12 protein-coding genes and 2 pseudogenes are annotated in these 12,269 nt (G+C 36.8%); all 14 read left to right on the top strand.

What is annotated here, in order from left to right; translation table 11 throughout:
- Positions 1–128: 128 nt before the first annotated feature.
- Positions 129–1,341: pseudogene (locus AWH02_RS10600) on the top strand (IS3 family transposase); the annotation flags it as partial.
- A gap of 67 nt (positions 1,342–1,408) precedes the next feature.
- The gene (locus AWH02_RS02065) at positions 1,409–2,254 is read left to right on the top strand and encodes an alpha/beta hydrolase (protein WP_060553598.1); all 846 of its coding nucleotides are present in this window, start codon (positions 1,409–1,411) and stop codon (positions 2,252–2,254) included.
- Between the two features lie 174 nt (positions 2,255–2,428).
- On the top strand, positions 2,429–3,388 hold the full coding sequence (locus tag AWH02_RS02060; RefSeq protein ID WP_060553599.1) for an ROK family glucokinase: 960 nt from the start codon (positions 2,429–2,431) through the stop codon (positions 3,386–3,388).
- 98 nt (positions 3,389–3,486) lie between these two features.
- Entirely contained in the window at positions 3,487–4,326 is an 840-nt protein-coding gene (locus AWH02_RS02055) for a thymidylate synthase (protein ID WP_060553600.1), read from the top strand.
- Positions 4,327–4,456: 130 nt separating this feature from the next.
- On the top strand, positions 4,457–4,957 hold the full coding sequence (locus AWH02_RS02050; RefSeq protein ID WP_060553601.1) for a hypothetical protein: 501 nt from the start codon (positions 4,457–4,459) through the stop codon (positions 4,955–4,957).
- A gap of 145 nt (positions 4,958–5,102) precedes the next feature.
- Complete coding sequence (locus tag AWH02_RS02045; RefSeq protein WP_060553602.1) at positions 5,103–5,615, top strand: dihydrofolate reductase; 513 nt, start codon at positions 5,103–5,105, stop codon at positions 5,613–5,615.
- A 208-nt stretch (positions 5,616–5,823) separates the two neighbouring features.
- The gene (gene clpX, locus AWH02_RS02040; protein WP_008808666.1) at positions 5,824–7,053 is read left to right on the top strand and encodes an ATP-dependent Clp protease ATP-binding subunit ClpX; all 1,230 of its coding nucleotides are present in this window, start codon (positions 5,824–5,826) and stop codon (positions 7,051–7,053) included.
- 9 nt (positions 7,054–7,062) lie between these two features.
- On the top strand, positions 7,063–7,656 hold the full coding sequence (gene yihA / locus AWH02_RS02035) for a ribosome biogenesis GTP-binding protein YihA/YsxC (protein WP_048779982.1): 594 nt from the start codon (positions 7,063–7,065) through the stop codon (positions 7,654–7,656).
- 133 nt (positions 7,657–7,789) lie between these two features.
- On the top strand, positions 7,790–8,479 hold the full coding sequence (locus AWH02_RS02030; protein WP_012000547.1) for a glucosaminidase domain-containing protein: 690 nt from the start codon (positions 7,790–7,792) through the stop codon (positions 8,477–8,479).
- Between the two features lie 127 nt (positions 8,480–8,606).
- On the top strand, positions 8,607–9,404 hold the full coding sequence (locus tag AWH02_RS02025) for a formate/nitrite transporter family protein (RefSeq protein WP_060954898.1): 798 nt from the start codon (positions 8,607–8,609) through the stop codon (positions 9,402–9,404).
- A 93-nt stretch (positions 9,405–9,497) separates the two neighbouring features.
- Complete coding sequence (locus AWH02_RS02020) at positions 9,498–10,322, top strand: alpha/beta hydrolase (protein ID WP_060553604.1); 825 nt, start codon at positions 9,498–9,500, stop codon at positions 10,320–10,322.
- 49 nt (positions 10,323–10,371) lie between these two features.
- Positions 10,372–11,109, top strand: a pseudogene (locus tag AWH02_RS02015) (esterase family protein); the annotation flags it as partial.
- On the top strand, positions 11,110–11,301 hold the full coding sequence (locus tag AWH02_RS11240; RefSeq protein WP_223358695.1) for a lipoate protein ligase C-terminal domain-containing protein: 192 nt from the start codon (positions 11,110–11,112) through the stop codon (positions 11,299–11,301). It abuts the pseudogene before it with no gap.
- Positions 11,302–11,446: 145 nt separating this feature from the next.
- Positions 11,447–12,247 (top strand): SDR family oxidoreductase UcpA, encoded by an 801-nt coding sequence (gene ucpA, locus AWH02_RS02010; RefSeq protein ID WP_060553605.1) that lies wholly within the window; start codon positions 11,447–11,449, stop codon positions 12,245–12,247.
- The last annotated feature ends 22 nt before the right edge of the window (positions 12,248–12,269 follow it).

The raw sequence follows: 12,269 nt of genomic DNA, 5'->3' as shown, positions 1-12,269 counted from the left end.
CTGAAGAAGATTAAGACAGGGATCAATGTCTCCCTATTCGACAGATTGAGTTAAGTTTAAAAGCGATTCGGATTGAACTGCACCCCAAAAGTTAGACAGAAAAAATCTAACTTTTGGGGTATTTTATTATAAGATTAACTTATGAGGACAAAGTTCAGATATACGATCTTAGAAAACAAGGAGTCAGATTAAAGCGACTTTCAGAAAAATATGGAATGAACCTTTCAAATCTTGAGTACTTAATCCGATTGATTGATCGCTATGGAATAGAGATCGTTAAAAAGGGGAAGAATCGTTACTATTCTCCTGAATTAAAAGAAGAAATCATTGATAAAGTCCTATGTGAAGGCCGTTCGCAAGATGGAGTTTCTCTGGATTATGCTCTCCCAAATCGTGTGATGCTTCCTAGCTGGCTGGTGCAATACAAGAAAAACGGGTATACTGTTGTTGAGAAAATAAGAGGGAGACCAGCTAAAATGGGACGTAAACGCAAGAAAACTTGGGAAGAAATGACTGAACTAGAGCGACTTCAAGAGGAGAATGAACGCTACGTACCGAGGTGGCCTTCCTAAAAAAGTTAAAAGAGCTAGAAGACAGGGACGAAGCCATAGAGCGAGAAAGGCAGAGACAGTTAGAGAAATGGTTTCAGGAGGATTTCGACTAGATTTACTTCTTGAAACGGCTCGTTTAGCTCGCTCAACTTATTATTATCAATTGAAACAGCTGGGGCAACCAGATAAGGATAAAGAGCTGAAGGATGAAATACAAGCCATTTATAGTGAACATAAAGGCAACTATGGCTATCGTCGAATCCATTTAGAATTAAGGAATTGTGGTTATACGGTCAATCATAAAAAGGTCCAATGTTTGATAAAAGTTCTTGGTTTAAGTGATCGAATTCGTCGTAAACGGAAGTATTCTTCTTACCAAGGAGAGATTGGCAAGAAAGCAAAAAATCTTATTTAACGCCAGTTTGAAGCAGCCAAACCAATGGAAAAGTGCTACACCGATGTAACAGAGTTTGCTATTCCAAATAGAAGTCAAAAACTCTACTTATCACCAGTTTTAGATGGCTTTAATAGCGAAATTATCGCCTATAATCTTTCTACGTCACCGAATTTAGCACAAGTAAAAACCATGTTGGAATAAGCCTTCACAGTGGGGCATTACGAAAATACAATTCTCCATAGCGATCAAGGATGGCAATACCAACATGATTCTTATCATCAGTTTCTAGAGAGTAAGGGAATTCAACCATCCATGTCACGCAAGGGGAATAGTCCAGATAACGGTATGATGGAGTCCTTCTTTGGCATTTTGAAGTCGGAAATGTTTTATGGTAAAGTTTCTTGTAACACTGGTTGATACATGATATAATTTTCTTCAAATAATAAGACAGAGGACATAAATGAAAAAGAAATTTATTGTTATTTTTTTACTAATGATCATTTTTAGTTTTTTAGTATTCTTCACTTTGTCAAATCAAAGCTCAAAATTAAATTCAAGTAAATTCATTCAATCTACCACCCCAACCTTGTTCTTTCACGGTTATGGCTCCAGTGCTAATGCGGAAAGGCATATGACAGAATCAGCTAGAAAGGCTGGTGTAACAAAAACAATTATTCAAGCGAACGTTGACAGAAAAGGGCAGGTCACTTTAAGAGGTCGTATTCCCAAAGGTGCAATCAATCCAATTATCATGGTTCAATATGAGGACAACAGAAATCCCGACTATTTACAAGATGCAGCATATGCTAAAGCAGTAGTAGAAAAACTTAAGCAAGCTTATGGATTTCAAGAAATGAAGATGGTGGGGCATTCTATGGGGAATATGTCCATTCTTTATTATCTTTTAGAATACGGAAGTGAAGAAAATCTACCTAAATTGACTAAGCAGGTTAATTTGGCGAATCATGTAGCTGGTCTAGAGAATTGGAATCTTCCATCAAACTTGACCTTAGATCCTCAAACAGGACAGCCTTCTGCAATGAATGAACAATATCAAAAACTTACTGGATTAAGAGAGGTTTATCCTGATAAACAAATAGACGTTCTGAATATCTATGGTGATATTGGTGGAAATACAGATGGATCAGTCCTAAACATTTCATCAAAAGCGCTAAAATATTTGCTAATCAATCATGCTAAATCCTATAAGGAAGTCAAAATATCTGGGCGAGGAGGCCAGCATAGCAGATTGCACGAGAACTCTGAAGTAGACCAGCTTTTAATAGACTTTTTGTGGAGAAAATGAGAGAATTTTAGCTCCAAACAGTTTTTTGCCAAAGGAATAAGATAAAAGAACAGAGAGTTTGACACTAATTATGAGTCTTTAAGGACTCTTTTTATATTTTCTTTATGCAAACCTTTTGCTCTTGAAAAAAATCTGATATAATGGGGTGGAATAAAAGAATCAGAGGAGAGGACAATGTCTAAAAAAATCATTGGTATTGACCTTGGTGGTACCTCCATCAAATTTGCAATTTTAACTCAAGAAGGACAAATTCAAGAAAAATGGTCTATAAAAACAAATATTTTAGATGAAGGAAGCCATATCGTTGATGATATGATTGAATCTATTCTTCATCGTTTGGACTTGCTTCAGCTAACTGCAGATCATTTCTTGGGAATCGGAATGGGTTCTCCTGGAGTGGTAGATCGTGAAAAAGGTACCGTTATTGGTGCTTATAACCTAAACTGGAAAACTTTGCAACCCGTAAAAGAAAAAATTGAAAAAGCTACTGGGATCCCATTCTTTATCGACAATGATGCAAATGTCGCAGCATTGGGGGAACGCTGGATGGGAGCTGGAGAAAATCAGCCTGATGTTGTTTTTATGACCTTAGGAACCGGTGTAGGTGGCGGTATTGTCGCTGAAGGTAAACTCCTCCATGGCGTTGCTGGTGCAGCAGGAGAGCTTGGGCATATTACTGTTGATTTTGATCAGCCGATTCCATGTACTTGCGGAAAGAAGGGCTGTTTGGAAACTGTTGCATCTGCAACAGGTATTGTCAACTTAACTCGTCGTTATGCTGATGAGTACGCTGGTGAGGCTGAATTAAAGAAACTCATCGATAATGGAGAAGACGTCACAGCTAAAACAGTCTTTGATTTAGCGAAAGAAGATGATGAGTTAGCCCTTATCGTTTATAGAAACTTCTCTCGTTACCTAGGAATTGCTTGCGCGAATATTGGATCAATCCTTAATCCATCTACGATTGTTATCGGTGGCGGTGTATCAGCTGCTGGACCTTTCTTGTTAGAGGGAATTCAAAAAGTTTATGACGAAAATACCTTCCCTCAGGTTCGTACATCAACAAAATTAGCTTTGGCAACTCTAGGAAATGATGCTGGTGTTATCGGTGCAGCATCCTTGGTTCTTCAATAATTTTAAAATCCATTTTATTCTCCTGCAGACTCTGTGGGAGAGTTTTTGTGGGAAGTTTGCTATAATACTAGAAGTTGTTTACTGTTGAAGGAGATCTAATGACAAAAGCTGATACGATTTTTAAAGAAAACATTAGAAAAATTTTAGAAGAGGGAGTATTCTCTGAAAATGCTCGTCCTCGCTACAAGGATGGAAATGTGGCCAATTCCAAATATATCACTGGTTCTTTTGCTGAGTACGATTTGAGCAAAGGAGAATTCCCAATCACGACTCTGCGCCCTATTGCCATTAAGTCTGCCATCAAGGAGGTCCTTTGGATCTATCAAGACCAGTCTAATAGTCTAGGACTGCTCAACGACAAGTATAATGTTCACTACTGGAATGATTGGGAAGTTGGCGATACGGGTACCATTGGTCAGCGTTACGGAGCGGTTGTCAAGAAGCATGATATTATCAATAAAATTCTCCAACAACTAGCAGCTAATCCTTGGAATCGTCGCAATATCATCTCTCTCTGGGATTATGAAGCTTTTGAAGAAACAGATGGCTTGCTCCCATGCGCTTTTCAAACCATGTTTGACGTTCGGCGTGTAGATGGAGACATTTATCTGGATGCGACTCTGACTCAACGTTCGAATGATATGCTGGTTGCTCACCATATTAATGCTATGCAGTATGTGGCTTTGCAGATGATGATTGCCAAGCATTTTGGCTGGAAGGTAGGCAAGTTCTTTTACTTTATCAATAACTTGCACATCTATGACAACCAGTTCGAGCAGGCGGAGAAGCTGTTGCGTCGAGAACCTAGCGACTGTCAGCCACATCTCGTTTTAAATGTGCCTGACGGGACCAATTTCTTCGATATTAAAGCAGAAGATTTTGAGTTATTAGACTATGAGCCGGTTAAACCTCAGCTCAAATTTGATTTAGCAATTTAATTTCAATAATTCCTATCGAAGTTTTTCGGTGGGATTTTTCTTTCGTAGCAAATAATTGCAGGAAAGATATAAAGTGGTATAATGACAATAGATATAACTATTGCAAACGCTTACCTTCGGAGGTGCTAATATGATAGCTGGTTTTTTAAAGATGCATAGACCAAAACAATCTTGGGTTCTTGCATTATCTATCGCTTTACTTGCAATTCTTGTCTTATTCTTCCAAGTAGCAGAAGTCAAAGCTGATGATCAAGTTCGCTTAAATCACTGGAGAGTAGAGAAGAGAGAGCAATCTTCAGTTGAAGTGCTTGAAGGTTCAAAACAGATTGAATCTCGAAATCACAAGAAGACTTTAAGAGAGAAACGGCATTCTCTTGCTCTTCGCTGCCATGGAAAGGGACCTAAAAATAAGCAAACTCAAACAAGTGGTGAAGAGACTGCTACAGAGGAAAAGTCAAAAAAGAGAGATGCTTGTGATGTAGATCCTAATACTGATAATACAGAGACGGAGACTGCTTCTGTTGAACATAAAAAATCAGATTCTACAGTATTATATATTTCTGCATTTGGAGTTTTAGCTCTTTTGGTAGTTTATATTCTATTCATGAAGGCTAAAAAAAATAAATCTTAAATCCGAAGTTTAATTCGATAACCTCAATGGTTATCGAATTTTTATCTGTTTTCAGTTGGAAATAAATGAAGAGAAGTGGTAGTCCAATCAAGTCTTTTTTTATATTTTTTGATAGAATAGAAATATCAATTAAAAGGATTATGAAATGACTAAAAAGATTGCGGCGATTTGGGCACAAGATCAAAATGGACTGATTGGAAAAAATCAATCCCTACCTTGGCATTTACCAGCAGAGTTAAAGCATTTTAAAGAAATTACTTCCGGTCATGCTATATTAATGGGAAGAGTGACTTTCGATGGTATGGATCAGCGTGTTTTACCAAACCGGACAAGTCTTATTCTGACTAAGGATCCGAATTATACTGTTGAAAATGAATCTGTCTTAATTTATCATGACTTGCCTTCTGTTTTAAAATGGTATCAGGAACAGGAAAAAAATCTTTATATCATTGGCGGTGGTCAAATTTTTTCCTTATTTCAGCATCATTTAGATGAAATTATTAAAACTGAAATTCATGCTAGTTTTGAGGGTGATACTTATTTTCCAAAGGATTTTGACTTAACAGCATTTAGAGAAGTCAATAGCCAATTTCATCCTAAAGATGACAAGAATTTGTATGATTTTACCGTGAAAGTTCTAGAAAGAAAGGGTTCATAAAAAGTGGAAAGAAGTGTTTTTGGGGTTTTTACGGCCTTTTTGTGCGCCATTTGCCTTGTTTGTTCCGTACAAACTTTTAGAAAAAGGCGGTATGGTTTGTCCATTTTATTTTTGCTTAATGCCTTTACAAATTTAGTGAATAGTATTCACGCTTTTTATATGACTTTATTTTAATTTGACGAATATATATTAAAGGGAGACTAGTATTATGCCTACCAATCGTAATGAAGAGATGATGGTATATTGTTCATTTTGTGGGAAGAACCAAGATGAAGTTCAAAAGATTATTGCAGGTAATAACGCTTTTATTTGTAATGAGTGTGTAGAATTAGCGCAAGAAATTATCCGTGAAGAATTGGCCGAAGAAGTCTTAGCTGACTTGTCAGAGGTTCCAAAACCTCAAGAATTATTGCATATTCTAAACCATTATGTCATCGGCCAAGAGCGTGCTAAAAGAGCGCTAGCTGTAGCGGTATATAATCACTACAAGCGTATTAATTTTCATGACAGTCGCGAAGAAGACGATGTTGAATTACAAAAATCAAATATTTTAATGATCGGTCCAACGGGTTCTGGAAAAACTTTTCTTGCTCAAACCTTGGCTAGAAGTTTAAATGTGCCATTTGCGATTGCTGATGCGACAGCATTAACAGAGGCTGGTTATGTCGGAGAAGATGTAGAAAATATTCTTTTAAAACTTTTACAGGCGGCTGATTTCAATATTGAACGTGCAGAACGCGGAATTATCTACGTTGATGAGATTGATAAGATCGCTAAAAAAAGTGAAAATGTTTCTATCACGCGCGATGTATCAGGTGAAGGAGTACAGCAAGCACTCTTAAAAATTATCGAGGGTACTGTAGCAAGTGTTCCGCCTCAAGGAGGTCGCAAGCATCCGCAGCAAGAAATGATTCAAGTTGATACCAAAAATATTCTTTTCATCGTTGGTGGTGCCTTTGATGGAATTGAAGAAATTGTTAAACAACGTTTGGGCGAGAAAATTATTGGTTTTGGTCAAAATAACAAAGCTATTGATGAAAACGAGTCCTACATGCAGGCTATTATTGCCGAAGATATTCAAAAATTTGGAATTATCCCTGAATTAATTGGTCGTTTGCCTGTTTTTGCTGCTCTGGAACAACTGACTGTAGATGACTTGGTTCGTATTCTTCGTGAACCTAAGAATGCTTTGGTTAAACAATACCAAGCTCTCTTGTCTTATGATGATGTTAAACTAGAGTTTGATGATGATGCTTTACAGGAAATCGCGAACAAGGCCATTGAGCGCAAAACTGGTGCTCGCGGTCTACGTTCTATCATCGAAGAAACCATGATGGATGTTATGTTTGAAGTTCCAAGTAAAGAAAATGTGAAACTTGTCAGAATTACGAAGGAAGCCGTTGATGGTACGGATAAACCAATTTTAGAGACTGCTTGAGGTCAAAATATGGAAATTAACACACATAATGCAGAAATTTTGCTGAGTGCGGCTAATAAATCTCACTATCCTCAAGATGATATTCCAGAAATCGCTCTTGCTGGTAGATCTAACGTCGGTAAATCAAGTTTTATTAATACGATGCTTAATCGTAAAAATTTAGCGCGTACATCTGGGAAACCTGGGAAAACTCAATTGTTAAACTTCTTCAATATTGATGATAAACTTCGGTTTGTTGATGTTCCTGGCTATGGTTATGCTAAGGTTTCAAAGACTGAACGTGCTAAATGGGGAAGAATGATTGAAGAATACCTGACCAGCAGAGAGAATCTGCGAGCTGTAGTCAGTTTAGTTGATTTACGACACGATCCAAGTGCGGATGATGTTCAAATGTATGAATTTTTGAAGTACTATGAAATTCCAGTGATTCTTGTAGCAACAAAAGCGGATAAAATTCCTCGTGGGAAATGGAACAAACATGAATCGGCTATCAAGAAAAAACTAAATTTTGACCCAGCTGATACATTTATTCTCTTTTCATCAGTAGATAAAACTGGTTTAGATGCATCTTGGGATGCTATCTTAGAAAAAGTGAATGAATAACAAAAAAGCAGAAGAGTACTTCTGTTTTTTTACTAAGAAAAAGTAAAACTGTCATGAAATTGTAATCAATTCGCATTTTATGTCATTATTTATTATGCTACAATTATTGTAGTATTTTTTAGGAGTTAAGACTATGAAGAAGAAAATGAGTGCACTTTTAGCAGTGATGACAGTATTTATGTCTGCTATTATGATTAGTGCTTTACTAGCAAACAATACAAAGTCAGTTGATGCTAACGAGGAACAAACAGTTCAATACTATAATCCAACTGAAGTATTTATTTCTCAGATAGCTGAATCAGCTCGTCAATTGGGTCAGGAGAATGATTTATACGCTTCTGTAATGATCGCTCAAGCTATTCTTGAAAGTAATTCAGGTCGCTCAGGCCTGGCCTCAGCGCCTCACTACAACCTTTTTGGTGTAAAAGGACACTACGGTGGCCAGTCTGCTACAATGCTTACTTGGGAAGATGATGGTCAAGGAAATGCATATAATATTGATGCAGAATTCCGTTCTTACCCAAGTTATTATGAATCTTTACAGGATTATGTAGCAATTCTTCGCCAAGGTTATTATGCGAATGCTTGGAAGAGCAATACGACTAGCTATCAAGATGCAACAGCAGCTTTAACAGGTGTTTATGCGACAGATTCAAGTTATAATGCAAAATTAAATTATATTATTGAAAAGTATAACTTGACTCAATATGATACTCCCAGTTATCAGCAAGCATACAGTGGCGATCTTGTTTATAATATTTATCGTCAGCAGTATACTAGTCAAGAAATATTGGACGAAGACGTCGCTTGGGCGAATCGTTAAACGAAAAAGTAGGAAAAGAGTTAGGAAAAGATCCTAATTCTTTTTTCTCTTAAAATTTAAGAAAACGATTTCGTAATTCTTCATTTTATGATATAATGGTCGTAATATTTTTTAAGGGGAAATTAGTATGGCAGAATCGTCATTTATCACAAAAGTTGCATTTGCTTGTCAGAAGAAAGAGGCCTTATTTGATAGTAGTAAAGCAAAGTATGCTGTTCGTTCTATGTACGCTGGGGCTTTCTTAACATTAAGTACTGCTGCAGGAGCAATTGCTGCAGACGTTATTAACAAGATAGTACCAGGCTCTGGACGCCTCCTGTTTCCGTTCATATTTGCTTGGGGATTGGTATATATCCTCTTCTTAAACGCTGAGTTAACAACATCAAACATGATGTACTTGACTGCAGGAACTTTTTTGAAAAAAATCAAGTTTTATAAAGCCTTGCTGATTTTACTGTACTGTACTTTCTTTAATCTTGTTGGAGCGGCAATTATTGGTTGGATTTTCAACCAAACAGTGGCTTATGCTGGATTGACACCGGATGGCTTCGTTGGGACAGTTGTTGCAAACAAGCTTAGCCGAGGTAATAGTGTAGTTTTATTTGAAGCTATTGCGGCTAACATTTTTGTAAATGTTGCTATTTTATCATTCTTATTGATTAAGAGTTCTACAGCAAAAATGTGGATCGTCATTTCAGCTATATATATGTTCGTGTTTTTGACTAACGAACACTTGGCTGCAAACTTTGCCTCTTTCTCATTGATTGCTTTTAATAAGATTGCTAGTCAGGTCCAAGGATTTGATGTTTTCAATGTTTTAAGACATTTCAGCATTACATTTATTGGTAATGTAATTGGTGGTGGTCTGTTGATTGGTCTTCCATATGCTTGGATGAACAAAGACGAAGAAACGTACGTTGATTAGATATAATTAAAAAAAGTTCAGGAAAACCTGACTTTTTTTCTTTTTTTGTGTTATAATAGATAAAATTTATTGGAAATAGAAAGTTTTCAGATAATGAACAAATCTTATTTTTACCTAGATATGAAAACTCATGAACTTCTTGTCCCATATAGCCAGACAAAACGTAGAGTTCGAGTCTTATTGCCGAAAAATTACTCAGAGGATCTTGAAAAAAGTTATCCTGTTGTTTATTTTCATGATGGACAAAATGTTCTTTATAGTAAAGAGTCTTTCAGCGGTCATTCCTGGAAGATTATTCCAATTATCAAACGCAATCCTGATTTAGAAAAAATGATTGTCGTCGCAATTGATAATGATGGAGTCAATCGAATGAATGAATACTCGGCGTGGAAGTATAAAGAAATGAATATTCCAGGTGTTTCTTTTGGTGGCAAGGGAAGTGAGTACGCTGAGTTCGTTATGGATGTCGTCAAACCTTTTATTGACGAAAATTATCGAACCAAATCAGATTTCAAACATACGGCTATGATCGGGAGCTCTTTAGGTGGCAATATTACTCAGTTTATGGGTGTTGAATATGAAGACCAAATTGGTTGTCTCGGTGTTTTTTCATCCGCTAATTGGCTTCATCAAGAAGATTTTGATCGCTATATCAAGCGTCAATCACTTAAACTGAATCAACGGGTCTTTATTTATGTTGGAACCGATGAGGCAGATGATACGGATAAAACCTTGATGGCTGGTAATATAAAACAAGCTTATATTGATTCATCTGTTAAATACTATCGTCAGCTCTTAGTTGCTGGTATAGATATTGACAATCTTGTTTTAAAAATTCAGGCTGGTGCCGAACATAACGAGATTGCTTGGTCAGAACATTTACTTGATTGCCTTCGTTTTTTAAGTGAGCAGTGGTAAATACAGTCTATAGGAAATGATCTTAATGTATCAAAGAAAGGAGTCTATTATGCATGTTGAATTTTTAAGTCATTGGAGTGGAAATCTTAATCGAGAAATGTATGTTAATCGCTATGGGCATTCTGGTCTTCCTGTTCTCGTCTTTGCCTCTTCTGGTGGAAGTCATAATGAATATGCAGACTTTGGCATGATTGATGCTTGCTCTGGTTTTATAGAAGCTGGTAAAGTACAATTTTTTACTTTGAGCAGTGTTGATAGTGAAAGTTGGTTAGCAGATTGGAAGAGCCCGCACGATAGAGCAGAGATGCATCGTGCTTATGAACACTATGTCATCCAAGAAGCCATTCCTTTTATTAAACATAAAACGGGCTGGTTTGATCCTATGATGACGACAGGCTGTTCAATGGGTGGTTATCATGCTATGAATTTCTTTCTTCAACATCCCGATGTTTTTAATAAAGTAATTGCTCTTAGTGGTGTCTATGATGCACGATATTTTTTAGGTGATTATGGGAATGATGAAGCAGTTTATCAGAATTCTCCAGCTGACTATATTTGGAATCAAAATGATAGCTGGTTTATTGATCGTTATCGACAGGCAGATATCATTGTTTGCACTGGGCATGGAGCTTGGGAGGCGGATGGATTGCCATCATTTTACACTCTGAAAAAAGCCTTTGATTATAAACAGATTCCTGCTTGGTTTGCTGAATGGGGCCACGATGTGGCTCATGACTGGGTCTGGTGGCGTAAGCAAATGCCATATTTCCTTATAGATTTTGATATCTTGAATCTTAGATTCAACAACATTATCTATGGGGATTTCTTTGGTATTGAAGACGTAGCAGCAGTAGAAGATGTGCTGCGCGGTGTTAAATACGAACGTGAAGATGTCCTTAAAGCTCTTGAAATGATTGATATCAGCCGCTACTTTGCTGGAATTAGCAGACAAGAGATTGCTGAAGCTGTAGTGGGTTAAAAATCTTTTAAATTTAAATCGAGAAGTAAAATCTTCTTGATTTTTTTATTATAAAAAACATCCTTAGTTTGACAAGTTTTTCACAAAGTATTAAACTAAAAGTGAAGACAACGCCAATCAAGTTTATTAGAAAGGACTACTAGCTATGGATAAATTAAGCGGAAAAATTGCTTTAATTACTGGTGCAGCTGTTGGATTAGGTGAAGGAATTGCTCAAGTCTATGCCAAATATGGCGCAAAATTATGTCTTTTTGATTTAGATCCTCACGTCGAAGTAACTGCTCAGAAGTTAAGAGATGATTACCATCAAGATATTATTAGTTTTATAGGTGATGTTAGAAATAGACAAGACTTAGAAGAAGCAGTCACTCTAACACTTGAAAACTTTGGTAGTCTAGATATTGCCTGTTGTAATGCTGGTATTTGTCGCTTGGCACCATTTGATCAAATGTCTGACCAAATACGTGATCAGCACATTGACGTCAATATTAAAGGTGTGTGGAATAGTTGCCAAGCTTCTTTAAAACCTATGCTAAAACAAGGATATGGTTCAATCGTCATAGCTTCTTCTGTCACTGGAGACCTTGTGGCAGATGCAGAGGAAGCGGCTTATGCAATGACAAAGTCAGCTCTTGTTGGTTTAACAAAAGCACTAGCAGTAGAATACGCCCACAAAAATATTCGGATAAACTGTACTCAATTAGGCTATGCTCGAACACCCATGGTTGAAAAAATGGCTCTTGAATCTAATCCTATTAATCCAGAAGAACCTATCCAAGATATTGCTTCAGCAGTCCCAATGAAAAGATTGGCAAAACCAACAGAAGTTGGCGAGTTGTTTGCTTTTCTAGGTAGTGATGAATCTTCTTATCTAACCGGTTCTCAAATTGTAATTGATGGAGGCAGCACTCTTCCAGAAACGCTAAGTATGGGGACAAATCATTAATTAAGCAAAAAACATTACATAA

Source organism: Streptococcus gordonii, assembly GCF_001553855.1.
In the GTDB taxonomy this organism is placed as follows: domain Bacteria; phylum Bacillota; class Bacilli; order Lactobacillales; family Streptococcaceae; genus Streptococcus; species Streptococcus gordonii.
Note: the sequence above shows the minus strand (reverse complement) of the source record. Positions and strands in the feature narration are given on the sequence as shown.